The following is a 21,431-nucleotide window of genomic DNA, read 5'->3' on the forward strand; positions in this document are numbered from 1 at the left end:
CTACGAGCTATGCGAACCATCGGTGGATTCTCGTTGCATCTGGAACATCCCAGAATCGGCGAGTTTCTCTCCGATATATGAGCTCAATCTAATCGCCGCGTCGACATCAGGAGGAACGTCGTCGCCTTTGACCCTGTAACTGTCAAGCTTCCAAGACTGATTGGGCGTTGTTGTTGTGAACTGCTCAATCGCGTGCCTCTTATCTCGCTGGCGAAATGGATTGCTAAAACTCACGGTAAAAGCCTTCCCTAAATCCCAGTGGTTAGCGAGCTGGTCTTTTTCGCGATACTTATAGTGACGATGATAGAGGTTCGTCAACAGAACAACGTCCACTCTCTCGTATTCCTTCATTGGATGATAGGAGTCTCTTGTGAAAAGACCCTGCCAACCGTATAAATAGCCGAACCACTTCTGCATATCGCTGGGGCCATCGCCGCACACTGCAAGCACGTTCAGCGTATCGTCGTGTGTCGAATCGGCGAACTTTCCGTGGGCGGAAATAAGAAAGTCCTTGAGCTTATTATCCATATGAGGCTGCAAGAGCACTGGCCGCCCCGCCGGGTCATTCGACAACGCTTTTTTAAGGTCTTCATGCACTTTCATGAGCTCGGGGTGACGCCCGAAGACTCCAAGCTGAATCCCCGCCGTTTGGTCTAACTCGTTTTTTTTCGAGTAGTCGGCGCACTTCACCTCGACATTGAATCGAAATCCACGCGACTCGAAAGCGCAGTCAACATCCTTTGGAGCCGTTATGACGGGTTCGTACTTAAACGTCGAAGGAAATTTACCCGCAAAGTACCCGCAAATCGAAAGCTCACAAGCTGCCTGCAGGTATTGCACCTCATTCAGTACAGGCTTTTGAAGCTGAAGCTTTCGGTCCAAATCTGCCAGTTGCTTGGGCGTGAGGAACGGCTTCAATTTCTCATGGATGGCGAGCATGCCAACTGTGTAAGGGTTGGAAACGCCTGGTCCTGATGTCAAGTAGGGATTGAGGATGTGGTCCTGCTGCATGCGAAATGAAACACCGAATGTGAGGCGGTCATTTTACGAGCTATTAGCAACAATTGGGGGCGGCATGCTTACTTACTGCCCGCTCAAGCCTTGCTTCCTGCCGCACATCTGCGGCAGGATTTGACGGGTCGCCACCGGACACCTCGAATGCAGTGCAAATGTACGGCATGGCCCGGTTGGGCCGGTTCGCGGCGGGACGCAAGAATGAGAGCTCCAACCGCGTGCTATCTCCCCGGCGATGTGCCCAAATCTCTTGTGTGAACGCCGTGCCTATGGTTTGGTGGCATGTGCCGTCAGCACTGCGACCAGGCGCTCCAAAATGGGATGAAATCCCTTGAAATTTATGCCGGCCTGGCCTTTCTTTACGATATATTCTGCGAAGTAGTGTTTGCCATATTGCGTCGCGGGGTCGAAACCATCTTTTCCGCTGAAAACTTTGGTGCCAAGTTTCGTCTGCAACAAAGCAGGCTCAAAAAAATCTTCGATAGTCGTCGACTTTCCGCCCAAGCGGGGAATCGCTACCACGTAGAAATTATCGACGATGTGATAAAACATCTCACTGCCGTCGATGGGATTCTTGCTTTTAGTCGCCTCCTTAACGGAGGAAAATATTGCCTTCGTCCCGTCATCGTTATCAATCAACAGGATTACCGGATTTCGCTTCGATGCGCTAACGAACCCTTTAAACTCGCTTCCATATGTCCCTATAAAACTTCGGAAATCGCCGGTCCCGCCCCCAAGGTGCAAAATCCTGTCTGCCACCTTCGTGTAGTTGAAGAAATTGAGCAGGAGCTTTTTCCCTGACGCTGTTTTTGAAACCAACTGCGGATAGGAATCTCCGAGTTGTCGCAACGCGCATTTGATGTAGACATTGTCCGTCTTGCCTTCGCAGATAACGAAGGGTAGCTCTGGATTAAAGAATTGCGTGTATTGCAAGTATCGACGATAAGTGCGAGAAGCTCCGTCCATATCCTTCAGCTCTACCCGAGGGATGCGTTGCTCTCGCTTATCCTTCTTTTCCATCGCCAGCTTTTTCTGCGGAAAAACACGCACACTGTCGATGAAACTCAGCATCCCGCGGAGTTGCTCTTTTGTTCCAGCTACCTCTTTAGATTCCCAAGCACCCGTATCGCTCCGATACAACTTCTTCACCTGAAATTTTTCCGTCTTGACGAATGAATTCACCATCGCCCGAACGTTTCTAACATACTCGTTCGGGACATTCAGCCTTCTATTAACGATTACGCCGGTCACATCCTGCCGGAATCTGTGAAATTGCATTCTCGTTTTACTATGATTCAACTCAAAACGAGAGTCTTTCACAACTTTCAACAGCGCTTTCCCCGGAACCCATTCATTTGAGTCGCCGACTCGCGAGGCAATTGACGTCGGAAACTCTTTTCGGTTTGTCGAAAATGTTAGGTCGTCCGCATATCGCGAGTAATAACAATCGTGGCGCGCTGCCAGCTGCGCCATCCGTACATCAAGAATATGAGCAATAAGATTCGAAATTGCGGGTGAACAGGGACTGCCTTGGGGCAAAACCTTGTTGTGACATGCAATCTGAGCCAATATCCGCGCGATGACCGGATTCAGCTTGAAGTATTGATTTTTCGCAAAAAAACCCGTAATTCGACCGAAGTGGACCGTTCCAAAGAAATCACTCAGGTCAACGTTAAATACATATCTTTTCCCACGGTGCACTGTGGCGTTTGTCAGGATTGAATGGTTCTTGCGAAAACCATGTGAAAATCTATTCCGCTTCCCCCGCTCGACTTCAATTTCCTCGGCACAGTCGCCCAGCAATGCAGAAACGCGGGCCTGGAGAAGTTTCAACTCTTTGACCGGTGCACTAATAATTCGAGTTCCGCCGCTTCGTTTAGCAATCGGAAAATCTACATACTTAGATGCGTCGCTTATCCCGTACACAACATACGCAAGGCCTTTTGGCTCATACCCCAACAACCTTGCAAGTCCGTGAAGCGATGTCTGAGAGCGCAGTTGCGCGATATGAGTCGGCTTTGTCATTCGGCATAAGAGATGAGTGTCTGCGGACACTCTTTGGCAACGTATCATCCGCGAAACGGTCGCTACGAAATGCGAGGGCAGCGCCTCTGCGCATTACTTCCATTTATCGCGAAGCGCGATAATAAATCTGTCCGCAGACACCGAAACATATCATGTTCGCGTCCCAAGCGAAAGTCAGCGTCGAATAGTGCCCAAGATAAACGAGAATCAAAGCTCGTCGACGCGTTGTACAAAGCGCATTACCCCATTTCGTTGCACAACGGCACGACCGTACGGTGCGATGGCGAGGAGTGGCCGCTCGATTTCGCCCAGGAGCTGAAGACGATTTGAAGTCAGCCGGAATCGACACTGGTCGCCTCAGGCAGTAGGGACATGTCTGGACGCTAGTGAAATCGTTCATACTTCGAGGCGCGATGGCGTGTCAGCGGTCGTAAGACGCAAACCGGCAAATATCGCGGATACTTGCCGAGCATCCCCTGGTAGCAAACAACCCGCAGGTGAAGAAATATGAAGGCAGTGTTTTGGGGAATCGTCGTGCTGGTCGCGACATCTGAAGCTCATGCTGCCGGCTACCGAGAGGTGTGGAATCCTCCCGAGGCTCGAGGCGGGGTTCGGCACATCCAGTCTTCTCACAAACCCGTCAGGCACCGGCGAGCCAGCCTGAATCTCGCCCGGACGAAAGCGCATCATATCGCTGAAGCTCGCTTGACCATGCCACCGGCGCGAGCCGCCAGGACGACGAGCGCAACCAGTCATCCGCAGTTTGACGACATCCCGAGGCAGATAACGCCTGAGGGCAACGTCCTTCGCGTCGACGGCGGCCACGTCCGCGCCGAGGTTCAACGCTGATGCAAAGCGAGACCTACCGGGGCTTCTCCGTCTGGGGCCATGCCATCAAAGAACAGCAGGAAATCCTTGAGCACGAGCGATACGCTGCGAGCGGCACGGTCACCAGAGACGGAAAGTTCGTTCAGGCATCTGGGATTCTGGCGGTCCTTGATTCTGAAGCCGATGCCGAAAACATGGGGCTTGAGTGGGCTCGTGCCTAGGTCGACAGCCACGGATAACGCTCGCGTAGAAGCGAGCTGAAATCAGGCGTTTTACCCAATAAGGCGTCTTACCCAATACGCATCGACCAAATCAGGCAATACACTTTGCGGGCAATGGCGAGCCCTCGCGAATTGCGCCATTGCATTTGACGGCGCGACTCGAAGGATTCGCGCCGGCACTTGGATAAACTGCAATGCGCCACGCACTCGCGGCACGGTGGTCAAGAGCCACCGGAGGTCATCATGCTCGACCTACCTTACTTATAAAACCAGAAACGCGATGCCTGCGATTATGGTTGGTATTAGCGCGGCCCCGAGCAGTTTCGTCGGACTCACCGCGCCTCCTGAAAACCGGTTCCCAAGTATCGCGAGGCCGGCCGGATTCGGAGCATTTGCAATCACCGTCAACCCTCCGCCCGTCACCGCTCCTGCCACGAGCAGGTACTTTGCGCTGTCTGATAAGCCGGGTATGAACGACCCGAGATACGTGATGGCAGCGTTGTCCATGACCGCCGTCAGACCTGTTGCGCCGAAATACAGTGTCATCGCATCCATGGAACGCACAATCGGCTGAAGCCACCATTGCTGTAGTCCGCCGAGCACAACCAAGCCACCAAGGAAGAACGCGACCAGGAGGCTCTCGCGCAGCATGAGAGGCGACTGGTGGCGCTCGTAAGCGTGCGTGTAGCCCAAGAAAAAGAGGAATGCTCCGATGAACACGACAGCGTGATGCGAATTGATGATAACCATCGCGAGAAATGCGAGATGAACTAGCGTGACGCCAATCGGAACGTGTTGGGACGATGGGGTTGTACCGCTCTCGCTCCCTCGCGTTGTCGGCAAGCTTCTGGCAATCAGGGCGACGAAACCCGTGGCATTGAAAACAACCGCAAGCGCTGCTTTCCATCCGAAGGTCGCTGCCATAAATCCGGTGCTCCAGCCCCAGGCACTCGCGACCATCAACACCGGCGGTGCTGCGTACGCCGTCATCACCCCACCGATGGACACATTCACGAAGAGCAGCGCCAGGCCGAAATACTTCACCCGCTCGGAACTTCGCGCGGAGAACAGCGTGTCGCGCAGCAATAGCGCAGCGAGTGTCATCGCCGCAGGCTCAGTGATGATGGAGCCCAGGAGGGGAACGGCGGACAGGGAGAACCAGATTACGGCAACCTCGGTGCGAACAGGCAGAAACCGCGCGAGCCGCATCACAATGGTCGTTACCAGTTCGAGAATGGGTCGACTCGCGGCGACCACCATAATGACAAAGACGAACAGCGCCTCCGTGAACTCACGATGCTCCAGGTACTCGATGGTCGCGTGTGACCCGACGAGCGCCCACATCACGAGACACAGAATCAGCGCCCAGAATCCGAAGACGACCTCCACCTCCGCGAGAAAGTGGAAGACGCCGGCATGCCGCGGGAAGCGGTGCGACAGCTTCTCAATGCGTGCTACGGCGAACGTATGAATGAGCGCAAGGGCAAAGATAACGGCGGCAGAAACTTCAACAGAACGAGGCATTGAATAAGGGGCTGGAGACGCTTTCGTGTTGACGACGCCATCATAATATTACAAGTACCATACGCATCAATCGGTCCGGCGGCGAGGACATTGCATCCGCGGCGCCTGCTCAGGCTAAGGTGAATCGCTCGACGAGGGGAACTGATTGATGCCGCAATCGTCCGGACAATCCGACATTACCATGCGCTACGCCACCTATTCCCAGCGCGCTCGGGCCTTGTTCATTGATTCGATTTGGTGGACCGTCATCGTGCTTTTCGTGCCTCTCGGACCTTCAGCTCAAGACCTGCTGCTGGCGCCTGACGCCTTTGCTTCGACTCTTGTGTTTTGGCTGCTGGTTGGCCAGTGCGTCCCGATTCTCGTGACTGGCATTCTTTGGGCCGTATGGGGCACATCTCCCGGTAAGCGCGCCTTGCGATTGCAAATCGTGGATGCAGATACGGGGCAGCCAATGACGGTCAGGCGAGCTCTCTTGCGCACAGCGGGCTACATGCTCAACTTCGCTACATGCGGAGCGGGATTTCTATGGGTTCCGTTCAATCCGCGTAGACAAGCGCTGCATGACCGGATGGCAAATACTGTTGTCATCGCTGGTTTGGCACCTGTTCAAATTCCGTAGAGATTTCCTGCATCACCTCCTCGCCGCGACTCCACCTGAATTATTTTGCGGCCAAATCTGCCTGGCTCGCGGCTAGTTTTTCCGAGCGCGTCCCATGCGAAATCACCCCCCCTGTCGCGCGGTATACATACTGCTGCCCGTTCCGCGGTGCAGCCGCGCGACTGGTCGGACATCAACGGCAGCGGTCGCGGGATAGCCGGTGCTGTGGGAAGCCCTTGAGATACCGGACGGGGTGGCGAAGTTACACGACGGGTCGCAGCCGGCGTCCCGGCCGGCTGCTTACTTCTCGAACATACGTTTCAGGTCTTCGAGTCGAAGAGTCTGGTGGACGACGACAAAGCTAAGCTTCGCACTCAACGGCATTGGCTCTTCGAGTTCGTGCGCGTATAGCCGTCCATTCACAGTCACCTCGCCACTCTCTTGGGGGTAGAGCACAACGGCATCCGACGACGTAATCGTATCGCCGGCCAAGAGTTTTTCGAATGTAAAGCGGCTTTTGAGGCGCCCCAGCTTCGCGTCCGATACCAGCACGTCGGGTTGCTGATGCTTGGAGTAAATGGACGGAATATTGAATCCATGCTTCGGCTTAGCCGCCATGTCTCGCTCTTCGCGCAACTCGAGTTGCTCGCCACGCTCATCATCGAAGGCCAATTCGATTTTGCAATGCGTGAGCGCAAAACTGGAATTATTGTGAACCTGAATGCTTATCATGCACGCACCTGCCCTGTCTTTGACGAATCGAGCTGCGTCCCGCCAAAAACTCCGATTGATTGAACCCGGATTGTAGATGTCCATCGGGAACTGGGTAGAGCGGTCCACGGTGTAGTCGGGCAGAGCATCAATGTTTCCGAACCCGACAACCTTGACGGCCTGTTCACGGGACCGAACGTCTTCGCCCGTCGGGTTACGCAGCGACAGCTCGACCTTCGGGACCGGGCGACGCTCTATTTCACTCGCGCCCATACGGGCAATTTCGTCAGGCTTCGCAACCGCTGTCGAGCTACCACGGCGCAAGTAGACGACGTCTGCGTCGATATTTCCAAAACGCTTCTGCAGATAAAATGGGCGCTTCTGCTTCGGCACAGCTATGACGCCGACGAACAGGTCGTCGAACTTGCAGACCTGGTAGGCAAATTCAATCTTCGGGTGCACCTTCGAGTTCACCATCTGCTGGAAATGCGCGTCGTCATGAAAGTCGGCGATACCGACGACCGTAGGCAAGTCACCTTTGCTCTCTGCGACGCCAAGCAGGATGTATCCAGTCGATTCGCGCCATGCGTTGGCCATGGCCAACACGTCCTTCACCAGTTCACTTTTCTCCGCGTCCGAGCCGGAGAGCTTGTACTGCTCGCGTTTGAAGTCGAGGTCGACGCTTTCCGCGCGGTACAGAAGTGTTCGAATTAATTCTTGGTCCATCATTTGTCTTTGGCAGAGTTAATGTGTCGATTATGCTGCATGCCCACCCATCAAGCACCTCTGCTTTCATCGAAAGTTCAGGACAAGAGAGGGCTGACTAAGAGCGAATCGACGATTAGCCGTTCCGCTTCGCTTTCGACCGTCGCCCATTCTTCACGGAGAAGCCGAACAAACGTAGCGACGACCTCATTGTCGAGGTGAAAGTCGCCGATGTTCGATATTCCCAGCTGGGACAAATCAGATTCGGAAGCCTCCGCGGTCGAAATCCGAACGTATAGGTTGTAGGCCACTACCTCGGCGTCATCATCCATGTCGCCGCAATCTCTTCCGCCAGCAGTCCCGTCATGCCGCAGAGCACGTTCTAGTTGTCTGGTAACGGTTCGACTTGGAATCCGCTCGCGGACCATGCCACGTGCATCGCCTGCGGGCAAACGCGCATTCGAAACTGTCCACGCCACGCTGTTTCGTCGGGTGCGCGCCTCCTATTTCGCCAACTCACGGCATCGCCGGTGCCGCCGAAACGCTCGCAAATAGCCTTGTGACCTGCCTCGTGATAGGCCGCAGCGCGGAACTCCCGTGCGGCAATTTGTTCTTCGCTGTAACAGTCCATTCGACCGTTCATCTGAAGTTGCTGACCAGATGTATAGCTCGGCAGTCAGGCAATGACGGGCGGTATTCGAATGGGACCTGGCGTGGCGGGCATATTGTGCTTTTCGGCGGTGCCACGGTCTCATTAAAGATGTGACCGACAGCAGTCTGGTAGCCGGCCGTACATTTGCCACTTGTCGCGAACGGTGTAGACTACGTCTCAGCCACTCTGAGAGTGGGCCCGCGCTGGGCAAGTTGGTCCGACTTCAACTGCGTTTCCCAATTTCATGGTGCCTTCGACCGTCGGCATGGGCTTAACCGGACTCCCGCTGACATCTCGAGGTTTCCATGTCCATCAAGCCCCTCATTGAAGACGTCCGTCTCCGCGCCGAGAAAGCAGGTGCGACGCTGTCTATGTCCCGCGCGCGCGACGTCATTGCGCACCTTCTGTTTGGTCGCAGCTACAGTGCCTCCATCGCTGCCGAGCGCGACGGCTGGTTGCTTAACCCAGAGCTGACTGTTTCCCGCACCGACCGGCTCCGAACAGAGTATGGCCGTCAGGTCGGTCTCATCGCCGACGTCGCCACGGCGGTGTTGAGTGAAAAACCGAAAAACACGAATAGCTCTTGGTCTCGAGGTCCTTCATGGACGCCGAATCTGAACGTTGTCGCCGTGCACAAATTGATGAGAAGTGCTGCCGAAGTTGGATACGAAATCTCGTTTTCCGAGATTTCTGAGAAGACCTTTGATAACAAAAAGCTGCTATGGCTCTTTCGCCGCAAGGATGAGTGGTACGCGGAAGTGCTTTTGTTTCACACAGAGATAGACGCGAGATATTTCGACATTTCGAACAGTTGCTTTGTGCATTACAAGAGCGCCAAGGACGGAAAATGCTTGCCTACCTCGCAAGTTTGCTCCTTACAAGACGAGCATCCACGATGCATAACCGTAGGGCCGGCAAGCAAGGTGAAGAGTAAGAGTGAACAACGGCGGGCCTTTGTGAAAATCATTACACGTGCAGGGCAATTCAGGCATACCGAAATAGTCGACGCGTCATGGACATACCCTGATACGGCGACCGCGTTCCAGCATACTGTCTCCAACAGACTAATCCGGCACTACCTGCCTTTGAAAGCGCAGGACCAAGAAGCGCAGTCTTAGGCATTCGTCATCTTCGGCTCATCGGTGCACGTCGATGTGCCATTCGCGAATACGCTGCTGAGCTTCCGGAGCGCCAATACCTCGCTCGCGGTCCAGCAGAACGAGGTGCGGCTCAAGGGGCAGCAGTTCTGAGCTCAGTTAATTGGCGCCATGGACGGAATCGTCGATGGCAAGCCAATCGGAGAGCCTATGGGCGAGCTTGAGTTGCATCGCTATCGCCAAGCAACAACTGCTGCGTGCGCTTCATGACCCACACTACCTCCGCCTGCGAGAAGTCCCACGTACCCGAATCGACCTTCAATCTCACGCCCTTCTCGGCACGGGTCAACGCCACGTCTGGCGGCAGCCCGGAACTCGCAATCTTTCGCGATGCGTACGCCGATAGCTGACTACCAAGGTCTTCGCACGCGTCATAGCGTGCCCACAATTCCTCCTCCGTTGGGCCGCTTTGATAGCTCCCGTCGACTTCGCGAACGAGAACTTTGCGTTGAACCCCGGTGACAGCGCCAGGGTCAGGCTCTCTCGGAAAATCAGCGGGCACTTGTCGGTCCGTCATCTCTCGCTTCGACGCTCATCTTCTCGCAGCTCACCGCCAACCTTTCTAAATTTTTTGCAGGTAAATCTCCCTCGCTCGAAGCCAGATTTCCGAGCGCGTCCTCCGAATACGAAATCATCACCTCTATTGCGCGGTATAGATAGCGCTGCCGCGTTTCGCGGTGCAGCCGCGCGACTGGTCGGACATCAACGGCAGCGGTCGCGGGACAGCCGGTACTGTGGGATAGCCTTGAGATACCGGACAGGGTGGCGAAGTTAGCGCCCTGAGGCGAACGGCTGACGGGCGACGCTGGCTCCGAGGGGCATCTCAAGATGCTTCGGAATGTGTCTGAAGGCCCCGTTCAGGATAAGGCGGGGCTCAACTTCACCAAGGGGCATTCACAAAAACAAAGGATGTTTGCTAGAGGGAAATGCTTAAAGAAGGAAGGTGAAACAAAGGGCCTACGGGGTTGCAGCGCTGACGCTGCGGGACGATGCTTGCAGCTCGGCCGGCGGCGGTCGTGCCGGATGGCGAAGAGCGACGCTGGGTCCTTCGGGTAGAGACGCACCCAGCTTTCACCGTATCTGGCGACAGCACGGGTCTGGTATCGAGTACCACGAGACCATCCGACGCCTGATATTCAAGGCTTGAACCCGGAGCTAACGTCGTTGGACAACCGGATGAGCTCGTCAATCACCACGCGGACTCGTGGCTGGACATATTTTGTTCTCGGCCAGATGACATGAACCGGCATCTCCCCACCAGACCATTCCTTGAGGATTTCAATCAGGTCCCCGTTGCGAAGGTGCGCACCCACAAGCCAAGTTGGAAGCTGAGCCACGCCGCAACCCGCTACCGCAGCATTTAGCATCGCCTCACCGTCTCCCCACTCATGCCGCGCTCTCACCGGCGTGAGTTCAAATTCGCCAGCGTTATTCCGAAGCAGCCACGCGGGCCGGCGACTTCGCTGTAACCCCGCAATGCAGTCGTGATTCAGAATCAGGTCTGCCTTGTCTTTAGGCTTCCCGTGTTCTTTAAAGTATTGAGGCGTGGCGCAAATCACCAGACGCTGTTCCCCAAGTCGTCGCGCGGCAATGTCAGCGTCATCCTTCAATTGGCCGATTCGAACGGCAACATCGACGCCTTCGGCGATAAGGTCGACCAGCCGTTCGCTGAAATTCGCCGAAATGTCCAGCCGAGGATAGCGGCGAGAAAGTTCGAGCAGCGACGGAAGCACGTGACGCCGGCCAAAGGTGGCCGGCAACTCAATTCTGACCCGGCCCACCGGTTCCTGGTGTCCTGTGGCCAAAAAGCTCTCCGTCTCGTCCAAATCTTCAAGCACGCGCAGACAGCTGGCGAGGTAAGCCTCTCCTTCGTTCGTTAGGGTGAGACGCCGAGTGGTTCGGTGGACCAGCTTGGCCCCAATACGTCCCTCTAACCTCGTGACGGCTTTGCCGACCGCACTGCTGGTCAACCCAAGCCGAGCGCCGGCCGCCGTGAAGCTTCCCTCCTGGGCTGACAGGACGAACTCGTTGAGTCCATCGAATCTATCTTTCGACATGATTTGAGAATCGAGGGATTAAGTAAATGGAATTCTAGGCGGTTAATGCCTTTCTCGGACGAAATTAAAATGGAGCCAACATGGGAGAACCCGTATGAACGCCAACGTTGAACAGGGCTTCAGCCGCGCTCAGCTATCTGAACAGCCCGCTTATGCGCGGCTCTTTTTGCGAGAGAAGCTGACCGTCGGCCTAATTCTGCCGCTTGAAACCCACCCGAACAGGCCGGCGCCGACGATGCGAGACCACGTTGCGATGGCTCAGAAAGCCGATAGTCTCGGCTTTGCTGCCCTCTGGATGCGCGACGTCCCCTTCTATGACCCAGACTACGGCGATGTCGGTCAGGTTTTCGACCCCATTCCGTACATCGCCTATCTCGCTGCCTTTACTCGGAAAATAGCGCTCGGAACGGCAGGAATCGTCTTGCCGATGCGTGAGCCGTTGATTCTTGCCAAGCAGATAGCTTCGCTTGACCAACTATCGGGCGGGCGCATGGTCTTGGGCCTCTCATCTGGCGACCGCCCGGCCGAGTACCCTCTCTTCGGCATCGACTTTGAGACAAGAGGCGAGCGCTTCCGTGATGCTTTCGATGTCTTCACCAGAGTGCTACACGGCGACTTTCCCCGGTTCTCTTCGCCCAGATTCGGAAGCTCGAGTGGAACGCACGACCTTGTACCGAAGCCGCCATTCGGTGGGACGCCGACCGTTGCAATCGGGCGAGCACAACAAAGCTTGGCCTGGATTGCTGAAAACATGGACGGGTTCATTGGCTCCTCCCCGGTGCCCGAACAGCTGCCATCGTTCGCGAAACAATGGCACGCTCAGGTTGAACAGACCTGCGGTCCCGAAGAATTCAAGCCTCTTGGTATTGGTGGATTTCTCGACTTGGTAGAGGACCAGAATGAGCCGCTTATCCGCACGCGCGGCGGATTTCGAACCGGGAGCAAAGGCCTTGCGAACTTTCTGCACGACGCTCAGACGACCGGCGTGAATCACATCGCGCTGAATCCCAAGGTTAGTCGACGCCCATACGCTGACCTGATGGAAGAGCTCGCTTCCGAAGTCCTCCCGCACTTTCCTTCACACTGACGATGTGCACCTGGCTCCCTGACGTGGTCATGCAAATCCATCTATGAAAACCATTTTCGAACCATTCAATCTCTCTGGCACCGCACTAAAGAATCGCATCGTCATGGCTCCGCTCACGCGAGCACGCGCGTCGCGCGAAGTTGCTGATGAACGCATTGCTCTCTATTACACGCAGCGTGCCACCGCTGGGCTGATTGTCAGCGAAGGCACTTCGATTTCGCGAGAAGGAACAGGGTATCTCTTCAACCCAGGCATCTACACGTCGGAGCAAATCGACGGTTGGCGTCTGACAACTGATTCCGTTCACGCCGTCGGCGGAAAGATTTTCGCGCAACTCTGGCACGTCGGCCGCGTTTCCCATCATTCAATCCAGGAAGGCGGGAAGGCCCCCGTCAGCGCCAGTTCCAAACAGGCAGTGAACGCGAAGGCCTTCGCCTACGACGATAGCGGGAAGCCCAACCCCGTAGACACGCCCACGCCTCGCCAGCTCGAAACGCAGGAAGTTCGGCGTATCGTCGAGGATTTTGCTCAGGCTGCCGAGAATGCTATGAAGGCAGGGTTTGACGGGGTCGAAATTCATGGCGCGAACGGCTATCTGTTCGAGCAGTTTATGAACCCGCTCGTCAATGACCGGAGCGATTGCTACTCAGCCGACAACATTGGGAATCGGTTGCGCTTCACTCTCGAAGTCATCGATGCCGTTGCTGGACGTATCGGTGTTGAGCGGGTCGGCATTCGAATTTCGCCTTACGGCAAGCTATTCGACATGCCCTTCTATCCGACCATTGATGCGACATACAGTGAGCTCTGCCGCGAAATCGGGAAGCGAAAGCTCGCGTATGTTCACGTCATGAATCAGTCGGGATACTCGCGCCTGGACAACGCTCTCGAACCGGAAGCCGAGTCTGGATTCATGGCCCTACTGCGTCTCCTGAAAGGCTATCTGCCGCATACTGCGCTCATTCTTGCAGGAGGTATGTCGAGAGAACTTGCGGAGGAAATGATTGACGGTGACGTCATCGACCTCGTTGCATTCGGCGCTGCATTCATCAGCAACCCCGACCTCGTTGCCCGCCTTCAGAATGATTGGCCACTGAGCCCCGCAAATCCGGCGACCTTCTATGGTGGCGGCGCAGAGGGTTACGTGGACTACGCTCCCTACGCTGCATCTTGAGGGCAATCGTGGCGCCAGGTGCTAGGGTTATCGACCTCGGCGGATTTCAAGACTCCATCTTCCAGACGAAATCGACCTCGCGGACAGCGAGTGACAATTCACTCAAAATAGACCTTCGTCAGTGTGTCGGTGTCGAGTCTCCGCATGTTTAGCCTTACTGCCGCTTACCCGTATCGAAGCAGGCGCGCTGGGTGATGAGATGTCAGCGTGGTTGCGGGAGGAGTCTCGATTCCCATTTCTCTCTTTCAAATCGTCCGAAGGTCAACCCATGTCTAACTTCGTTGTCGAAAAGCTGTTTCGACCGCCCTACGTCCAAACTCGACCAGGTGGAAGCGAGCCGCTGACAGTTCTCTTTTCGTTGCTTTCTCGTGCGGATACGACGCCAATCGACGTACGTCGAGTGGGTGATGGTTACACGCTCGACAAGTCTGGCCATCCATTACGAGACCCGGCGACAAATTCTTCCGCCATTGGTTTCGAGAGTAACGCCAACGTCAGCTTCGAGCACTGGGGCGAGTATTGGCGAAAGGTGCACGGCGTTCGTTTTACCCATATCGAAGAGGACGACGACCGCAGCTTAGAGCGACTGCTGCGTTATGAACAATTGCATCGATTCGCTCCTGGGCCAACAAGCTTTAACGCGCCCCCATACCGCGCTCCAGTCGACGAAAGCGGAATGCTCTGGCCGACAATTCTCGGACACATTGAACCGTATCAACGGCCGCGCTGGGACGGCGTCGCGTATCTCAACTTTGAGAGCATCGATGACATCGCTGCTGTGTTCGCTAACGAGCGAGTGCGCACCAAAATTCTGCCCGAAGACTTGACCATGTTTCGTGACATCGCACCGGTACTTGCTCGGCAGCACATCATTATTCCCAGCGAATCGGGAAATGAAGCAGTCGCATTGGTCAAGCTACATGTGCGTCGAAAAGACGAGGCGCGCGAATCATTCCAGCGGTGGTGGCTCGAGGACCATGGCCCCTATGTCAGCGGTCACTGCCAAGGCAGTCAGTTGGTCAAACGTTATGCCCAGCTTCACAACATCGGTGGCCGAGAACCCGGCCAGCCTTTTTTTCACCCTGACGCAGCGACGCTTGATGGAATAAGTCTCATGAGCTTTTCAAGCCTCGCAGACCTCGAAGATTTTCTGGTGAGCCCGATGAACTCAAGTATTGTCGAGCACGAGTACCTTAAGACTGAGCAAGCAGCGTCAGAATATTGGACGACCATCAGCATGATGATTGTCAACCGCATCCGCCCCGAGGTTCGCACCGCCTAACGAATTCCGCTGCGGCGTTGTAGCGACCGGCCGCACTCACCTGTCCGAATATGCGCCGCGTTATCGATTTGTTCGCCGAGCCATCACCACTGAAAGCACTAGGAGTCGACGGCATTGGGGCAACCTGTTCATTCGGAAATTTCCCACTCTCGCGAAACGCCCCGTCCCTTAGGACGGTGCGAACTATGTACCGCATCGAATCCCGCTCAGTCGTCGTCTGCCTCCTGGCACACGGGACCTTCCTTCTTCGCCGAATCAGAGTCCCAGTATGGGAGACTCGTGTTGCCTTCAGACTTGAAGCAGCCTGCTTTGAGCAAAGGCAAGTTCAAGGACGACGGGAGGCTTGCGCCAACATACAGTGAGACGGTACTTCCCGTCAGAGAGACCGCCTGAGGATGCGTCGGAAAGCATGCGTCGGTGCCGAGTACGGGAGAGCATTGCGAGTTTGCCGGAGGCGGCGACCCGATGCCGTTCGACTGCTGCGTCGGAGTCTGAGTGCTGACGATGAGTCGGACCTTGCTTCCCTCCGGAATTGACGCAAACCTCGGCGAAATCACGAAGTCGTAACGACGAATGCTGCCTGCGGGTACGTAGTGGTCAGCGAAGTATTCGCCATAGGGCTTTACCGGCACGCCGTTCTTGTCGAGCCATGAGCGATTCGGGTCGTTCTTCGAGAGGCTGCCGAGGACAGTACCACTGGAAAGCGGAGTGACACTCCCATCCGGACCCACTAGTTGTACCGTCGCGATGAGTTCCAGATTCGGCGTGGTCGACGAGGCGTAGAATGACGCGCTCATCGGGCCGGCCAGCGTCGCTCCCTTTTTCAGGACCGGCCCATCAAATTGCGCCGTGCTCCCGGCGCCTGGCTGCGCCCAAAGTAAATCAACTTCCGCCGATTGATTCGAAGGCTTCTTTGAAAGCGCTCCCTTGGGCGTAAGGAAGTATTGCTTGTACACGGGCGCAACCGGGTAAGCCGACGTGCTAATCCAGTTGTTGGAAATTAGCTCGTGGACGTGAACTGGTTGCTTAGTGTCCGCCATCCCTGTCTTCTTACCTTTGAGCCAGGTATCGAACCATTCCAGCGTGATGTTGTTTGTAATGTTCTGCCCAGTCGTCTGCTCCTCAAATTGGCAGTGACCGCCCTGGCTGATAATCACCTGGTAGCGGCCTGTGACTTCCTGGTTCGGACGCATGGGACCGTATACGTATTGGCCGCTTCTCGCGTTCTGCAAATATGCGTACATGGACATAGAGCTCTCAGCGTAAATGTCCTGGTGCGTGCTCCAAATAAGAGTCGGAATGTCGAGGTCTGCGAGTTGCCGGGCGAACGTGCCGGGAGAGCGCAGCTTCCAGAAGTCTCTGTAATAAGCCCTGGGGCCACCCGCGTTAATTTCGTCGACCATTGCCTGGCCGTATGCGGTCGCGCCATGATTATTACCAACCGCCGCACCGAAACCTAGTGGGAACTGGCCCGTTTGCGTAGGGATGCCGCCTGCGAAATACGTCTCACGGTAAAACTCGGCTCCTGCACAAAACGGTGCTAGAGCCTTGATAGGTGAATTTTTTCCGGCTGCCAGCGCCGTCGTATATTGGTTCAGTCCTGACCATGAACCGCCCTGCAGAGCAATCTTGCCGTTTGAGTTCTGCAGCTTCGTCGCGGCCCATCGGACTATCTCCGCACCATCCGTCCCGTCGTTGCCGAAGAACGAAAATTCGCCGCCTGAGTTTCGAGTCCCTCTGACCGATGCTGTCACATAGATGTAGCCTCGCTGAACGAAGTAATCACCAGCCGTGGACGGATTCCCAAGGTATGGCGTTTGAGTGAGAATGACAGGGAACGGACCCTTCGCCCGAGCACCGGTATGCAAGTCGGTGGGATAGGACACATCGACCATAAGCACCGTTCCATCGCTCATGGTGACCGGGACGCTTTTGTCTAGTGCGGTCCCGTAAGTCGGATTACCCGGGCTCCATACTCCACCCGGAAAAGGTGTAGACGCAAGCGCGGGAACTGCCGCACCGGATAACAGAATTGCCGCGGCTGCAAGCAGCGCTGCACGACTTGAACGCTTCATAACGACCTCCATCGGTGTCTCGCCAATCGTTAGATAAACTTACTCTTCATTCCTAACTTTATTTACAAGACGTAATCCACTTACGCCAGCACCACAACCGCGGGCCCCGCCGTCGCAGGGACGCGGCACCACTCAATTCCAGGGACGTCAGATGATTCGGTGCTCCTCGACCAGGAACGCGGTGATGCCGGCGAGGAATGTTTTTGCATGTTCCATCGTCTTCACGCCGACCTCTGATTCGAACGCCTTTTGCAGCGACTCAGTGCTTTCGAACCAGAACTCAACGACCCCATCAATGGGTAGGTCGTCGTAACTGCAAGGCGTGCCTTTCTGAAGCTCTCGCTGCACTACCGCGCTCTGCCGATAGCCTTTGACGCCGGGCATCGTGCGAACGAAATCCGCATGTACTTTCCACTCGTTCAGAAAGTCCTGCTCCGAAAGCTCGGGGCGACGGCGGATGAGAGAAATCCGCTTCTTGAGCTTTGCACGAGACGCGTCTTCCGGCACTTCTACTACCGTCGTCTGCCTGACGGTCAGGATATGAAGGCGGCCGAGGAAATGGTTCTCGTCTTCGATGATTCTTTGCGGCATCTCCCCCTCTCCGAACGGCTTGTTCGGGTCCGAAATCCACAGTTGCGAGAAACCGTCGAACTCCCACGGCTCCCGCTCGAAGTCGATTCCGCGCTGAACACGGTCGACAATGTGGTTCTGCCAATACTGACTAAGTCTAGGTGCGTTTTTTACCAACGGGCCGTGATGGCCGAGCCAATGCTTGTAAAACTCATCCTTCGACCATTCGGGCTTCTTTGAAATAAGCCCCATGCGTACCGTGCTCATCAATCCTCCAATGTCGTGACTTAGGTCGAAAGCTCGGCGCGGTCAATGCGCGCCTAAATATGCCGCCTTGACTTTTGGGTCGTTCAGCAAGTCGCGCCCAGACCCCTCCAGCGTGATGTTGCCAACCTCAAGCACATATGCCCTGTCAGCGACCCCCAAGGCCTGCTTCGCCATCTGCTCGACCAGCAGAATGGTGAGGCCATCCTCGCGCAGACTACGGATGGCATCGAAAATGTCGCGGATGACCAGCGGAGCCAGGCCCAACGAAGGCTCATCGAGAAGAAGCATGCGCGGCTGACTCATCAATGCGCGCGAAATGGCGAGCATTTGCTGCTCGCCCCCTGAAAGCGTTCCCGAGAGCTGGTTCTGACGTTCGCGAAGACGTGGAAACCGGTCAAACTCCCGCTCCATCGCTACCTCAGTCGCGGACATCGGCTGCTTGCGGGAATAGGCTCCGAGAAGGAGGTTCTCACGCACGGTCTGGTCGGGAAACACGCCGCGCCCTTCGGGCGACAGGGCAATACCGAGGCCGAGGCGCATGTGTGCAGGCAACTGGGTGCAGTCGCGACCGCCAACCGTGATGCGGCCGGAGGAGACCGCCTGCAGCCCCGCGATGCTCTTTAGAAGGCTGCTTTTCCCGGCACCGTTCGCGCCGATGATGGTGACGACTTCGCCTTCCCTCACCTCGAGGCTCACACCCTTCACGGCCTGAATAGCGCCGTAAGAGACCTTTACTGAATCGACTTTGAGCATCGTTGCTCCTCTCTCATGCGGCTTCAGCTTCGTCGACGCCGAGATATGCTTCGACGACGCGCGGGTTGGTCTGGACGTCTGCAGGCTTGCCTTCGGCAATCTTGATGCCGTAGTCAAGCACGATGACGTGGTCGGAAATCGACATGACGAGGTCCATGTGGTGCTCGACCATCAGGATGCTCACGCCATATTTGCTGATACGAAGGAGCAGCTGTCCGAGCTCCGCCGTTTCCTGTGGGTTCAAACCCGCTGCCGGCTCATCCAGCAGTAACAGCTGCGGTTCGGTGGCCAGTGCACGGGCGAGCTCGGCCCGGCGTTGCAGGCCATACGGCAGACTCCCTGCGGGACGGCTCCCGAGGTGACCGAGGTCAACCAGCTTAAGCAGCTCGCGCGCACGTTGCCTCGTGATTTCCTCCTCTTGACGCGCCTTCGAGGTCGCGAACAAGGAAGCAAACAAGCCGTTCTTCATCCGGCTGTGCCGACCAAGCATTACATTGTCGAGAACCGACAAATCGGCGAAGAGTCTCAGGTTCTGGAAGGTACGGCCCATACCGAGGCAACAGATGGAATGAACCGCGCTTCCACCTATCTCCTTCCCGTTGAAGCGAATCGACCCGCTGTCCGGACGGACGATGCCCGTTACCATGTTAATCATCGTGCTCTTTCCGGCACCATTCGGGCCGATGAGCGCGTGGATATGACCGCGCTTCAAGGCGAACGAAATGTCTTGAGCCGGTTTCACGCCACCATAGGCTTTCGAGAGCTTGGTAACCGTCAGCAACTCTCCACCGTTCGAACGGCCGCCGCGCAAGAGCGTCGTGACCTGCCCGCCCGGGGCAGCGTATTCTTCCTTCGTATCTTGACTCTTGCGTCCGACCAGCTTCGATAGCGTTCCGACTACTCCGCCAGGCATCACATACAACGCGAACAAGAGCAGCAGCCCATACAGCGTGTGCTGAACTGAAGGCCAACGTGCGAGAAGTGCATCAAGCAGGGTCAGGACGATTGCGCCAACGACGGGCCCTAGCTTCGTTCCCGCTCCACCAAAAAGGACAAGCAGCAGGATGAAGATAGAGAGCTGAAACGAGATGAAATCGGAATTGATGTACTGGTTCTGCTGAGCGACCATTGCGCCAGCAAGTCCACACGTCACCGCTGCAATCACGAACGCAATAACTTTGCCTCGATAGACACGAACGCCCACCGACGACGATGCAATTTCGTCAGCCTGAAGCGAAAGGAAGGCACGGCCAAACCTTCCATTCAGCAGGTTGCGAAGCAACAGGTGAGTGACCGCGCAGAAAACGAGCCCGACGCACACCCATTGACCGAGCGACATCGGCTGCCCACCCATTTCCGGGCTACGAATCCCGTAGATGCCTTGGGCTCCGCCAAACACATCTGTCCAGTCGCTGACCAGCCGTTCCACAACGATACCGAACGCGAGTGTGACCATGGCCAGGTACGGCCCTTTGACACGAAGCGACGGCAGCGCGATGAGCACCCCGCAGACGCCCGAGATGGCCGTTGCGATGGCCATGGCTGCCCACGGATTGATTTCCGTCTGCGATGTGAGAAGTGCGACTGCGTAAGCTCCCGCTCCGAACAGTCCCGCCTGACCGAGCGACTTCTGCCCTGCGAAGCCGACAAGGACGTTCATGCCGGCGGCGCACAGGTAGTAGACGCACATCATGAACGCGATGTGCAGGTAATAGTCATTTCCGATAGACAGCGCGGCGGCGCCAAGCACGACCGCGATGGCGCACACGCCTGCTATGTGGCGGTACTTTTTCATACTTTCTCCACGAGGCGGCTGCCAAAGAGGCCCGTCGGCTTGAAAGCCAGAACGAGAATCACCAGAGCGAACACCGCAATCTCGCGCCACTGCGCTTGCCACAAATTGACCGTTGACTCGAACACTCCGAGAGCGAAGCCACCGATAACGCAGCCGCGGGGATTGCTAAGGCCGCCGACCATCGCCCCAGAGAAGCCCTTCAGCCCAATAGCCAGCCCCATGAAGAGAGACGCCTGCGTGATGGGTGCAATGAGAAAGCCAGACAGCCCAGCCAACGCCGAACTCACCACGAAGGCGCCAATCATCACTGCATTCGTGTTGATGCCCATCAGGCTCGCGACGTTACCGTTGGCGGCGACAGCGCGCATCATCTTTCCAACCATCGTCTTTCGCATGACGATGTCAAAGGCAATCATCACGAGGACGGCCACTGCCAGGAGAAGCAGCTCTTGCGGGCGCACGCCGATTCCGAAAAGTTGAATCACGGAGTCACCAACAGGGGACGGCACCACAACCGGTTTGGGGCCCCAGATGGCCAGCCCGATGCTATCCAGGACCACACCGAACCCGAGAGTGCTCATGACCCACGCCATTCCGGGCTGTTTTGCGAAAGGACGCACGCCGACGGCATACAACAACCAACCGAGCGCGCCCATCACGACCAGTGCGGCAACCAGCGCCAACAATTGCGCGCTCACGCCAGGCACTACCCCGCCGAAAGTTGTCGAGGTGATTGGCTTGCCCAAGAGGAGCAGCATCGCGCTCATTCCAATGAATGCGCCGCTCGATACGAATTCGCCGTGCGAGAAGTTGAGCGTTTTCGTCGTGGTGAACGTGATGCTGAAGCCCAGCGCCACAAGCGCATATGCGCCGCCGACCGCCAGCCCACTGATTACCGCCTGAAAGATAGCTTCCATGATGACTGTTCTCCGCTGT

Annotated in this window: 18 protein-coding genes; 7 read left to right on the forward strand and 11 right to left on the reverse strand. The window is 56.2% G+C overall.

Going from position 1 to position 21,431, the window contains the following annotated elements:
• A complete protein-coding gene (locus VOM14_RS16260) occupies positions 1–1,011 on the reverse strand; it encodes a hypothetical protein (protein WP_327629742.1) in 1,011 nt (336 codons plus the stop codon).
• 270 nt (positions 1,012–1,281) lie between these two features.
• Positions 1,282–3,039: a retron Ec67 family RNA-directed DNA polymerase/endonuclease gene (locus VOM14_RS16265; protein ID WP_327629743.1), complete on the reverse strand. Its 1,758-nt coding sequence runs from the start codon at positions 3,037–3,039 to the stop codon at positions 1,282–1,284.
• A gap of 848 nt (positions 3,040–3,887) precedes the next feature.
• Between VOM14_RS16265 and VOM14_RS16270 the strand changes: the two genes are divergently transcribed.
• Positions 3,888–4,088, forward strand: a complete 201-nt coding sequence (locus tag VOM14_RS16270; RefSeq protein ID WP_327629744.1) for a hypothetical protein — start codon at positions 3,888–3,890, stop codon at positions 4,086–4,088.
• 261 nt (positions 4,089–4,349) lie between these two features.
• On the opposite strand, the gene VOM14_RS16275 is transcribed toward VOM14_RS16270, so the two are convergent.
• A complete protein-coding gene (locus VOM14_RS16275) occupies positions 4,350–5,612 on the reverse strand; it encodes a putative Na+/H+ antiporter (protein ID WP_327629745.1) in 1,263 nt (420 codons plus the stop codon).
• A 148-nt stretch (positions 5,613–5,760) separates the two neighbouring features.
• Between VOM14_RS16275 and VOM14_RS16280 the strand changes: the two genes are divergently transcribed.
• Positions 5,761–6,231: an RDD family protein gene (locus VOM14_RS16280; RefSeq protein ID WP_327629746.1), complete on the forward strand. Its 471-nt coding sequence runs from the start codon at positions 5,761–5,763 to the stop codon at positions 6,229–6,231.
• A gap of 279 nt (positions 6,232–6,510) precedes the next feature.
• Here VOM14_RS16280 and VOM14_RS16285 read toward each other — a convergent pair whose 3' ends face one another.
• Complete coding sequence (locus VOM14_RS16285; protein ID WP_327629747.1) at positions 6,511–7,650, reverse strand: AlbA family DNA-binding domain-containing protein; 1,140 nt, start codon at positions 7,648–7,650, stop codon at positions 6,511–6,513.
• A 74-nt stretch (positions 7,651–7,724) separates the two neighbouring features.
• Positions 7,725–7,958 carry a hypothetical protein gene (locus VOM14_RS16290; RefSeq protein ID WP_327629748.1) on the reverse strand — a complete coding sequence of 78 codons (234 nt, stop codon included), beginning with the start codon at positions 7,956–7,958 and terminating at the stop codon, positions 7,725–7,727.
• Between the two features lie 625 nt (positions 7,959–8,583).
• Here VOM14_RS16290 and VOM14_RS16295 point away from each other — a divergent pair.
• On the forward strand, positions 8,584–9,396 hold the full coding sequence (locus tag VOM14_RS16295) for a hypothetical protein (protein WP_327629749.1): 813 nt from the start codon (positions 8,584–8,586) through the stop codon (positions 9,394–9,396).
• Positions 9,397–9,641: 245 nt separating this feature from the next.
• Positions 9,642–9,785 carry a hypothetical protein gene (locus VOM14_RS16300; protein ID WP_327629750.1) on the forward strand — a complete coding sequence of 48 codons (144 nt, stop codon included), beginning with the start codon at positions 9,642–9,644 and terminating at the stop codon, positions 9,783–9,785.
• Between the two features lie 786 nt (positions 9,786–10,571).
• Here the strand turns inward: VOM14_RS16300 and VOM14_RS16305 are convergent.
• Positions 10,572–11,492 carry a LysR family transcriptional regulator gene (locus VOM14_RS16305; RefSeq protein WP_327629751.1) on the reverse strand — a complete coding sequence of 307 codons (921 nt, stop codon included), beginning with the start codon at positions 11,490–11,492 and terminating at the stop codon, positions 10,572–10,574.
• Between the two features lie 94 nt (positions 11,493–11,586).
• On the opposite strand from VOM14_RS16305, the gene VOM14_RS16310 reads away from it, so the two are divergent.
• The 3 genes from VOM14_RS16310 to VOM14_RS16320 all read left to right on the forward strand — a co-directional run bounded on the left by VOM14_RS16310 (position 11,587) and on the right by VOM14_RS16320 (position 15,035).
• A complete protein-coding gene (locus tag VOM14_RS16310; protein WP_327629752.1) occupies positions 11,587–12,579 on the forward strand; it encodes an LLM class oxidoreductase in 993 nt (330 codons plus the stop codon).
• A 43-nt stretch (positions 12,580–12,622) separates the two neighbouring features.
• A complete protein-coding gene (locus VOM14_RS16315; RefSeq protein WP_327629753.1) occupies positions 12,623–13,753 on the forward strand; it encodes an alkene reductase in 1,131 nt (376 codons plus the stop codon).
• A 268-nt stretch (positions 13,754–14,021) separates the two neighbouring features.
• Positions 14,022–15,035 (forward strand): hypothetical protein, encoded by a 1,014-nt coding sequence (locus VOM14_RS16320; protein ID WP_327629754.1) that lies wholly within the window; start codon positions 14,022–14,024, stop codon positions 15,033–15,035.
• Positions 15,036–15,241: 206 nt separating this feature from the next.
• Here the strand turns inward: VOM14_RS16320 and VOM14_RS16325 are convergent, their stop codons facing one another.
• From VOM14_RS16325 to VOM14_RS16345, 5 genes are all read right to left on the reverse strand, one after another.
• Positions 15,242–17,110: a CocE/NonD family hydrolase gene (locus VOM14_RS16325; protein ID WP_327629755.1), complete on the reverse strand. Its 1,869-nt coding sequence runs from the start codon at positions 17,108–17,110 to the stop codon at positions 15,242–15,244.
• A gap of 147 nt (positions 17,111–17,257) precedes the next feature.
• Positions 17,258–17,947 (reverse strand): EthD domain-containing protein, encoded by a 690-nt coding sequence (locus VOM14_RS16330; protein ID WP_327629756.1) that lies wholly within the window; start codon positions 17,945–17,947, stop codon positions 17,258–17,260.
• A gap of 42 nt (positions 17,948–17,989) precedes the next feature.
• On the reverse strand, positions 17,990–18,700 hold the full coding sequence (locus VOM14_RS16335; protein WP_106305395.1) for an ABC transporter ATP-binding protein: 711 nt from the start codon (positions 18,698–18,700) through the stop codon (positions 17,990–17,992).
• Positions 18,701–18,713: 13 nt separating this feature from the next.
• Positions 18,714–20,495 carry a branched-chain amino acid ABC transporter ATP-binding protein/permease gene (locus VOM14_RS16340; RefSeq protein WP_327629757.1) on the reverse strand — a complete coding sequence of 594 codons (1,782 nt, stop codon included), beginning with the start codon at positions 20,493–20,495 and terminating at the stop codon, positions 18,714–18,716.
• Positions 20,492–21,415: a branched-chain amino acid ABC transporter permease gene (locus VOM14_RS16345; protein ID WP_327629942.1), complete on the reverse strand. Its 924-nt coding sequence runs from the start codon at positions 21,413–21,415 to the stop codon at positions 20,492–20,494. The genes VOM14_RS16340 and VOM14_RS16345 overlap by 4 nt, the downstream gene beginning before the upstream one ends.
• Between the last annotated feature and the right edge of the window lie 16 nt (positions 21,416–21,431).

Origin of the sequence: Paraburkholderia sp. MPAMCS5 (genome assembly GCF_036016995.1) — a bacterium.
In the GTDB taxonomy this organism is placed as follows: domain Bacteria; phylum Pseudomonadota; class Gammaproteobacteria; order Burkholderiales; family Burkholderiaceae; genus Paraburkholderia.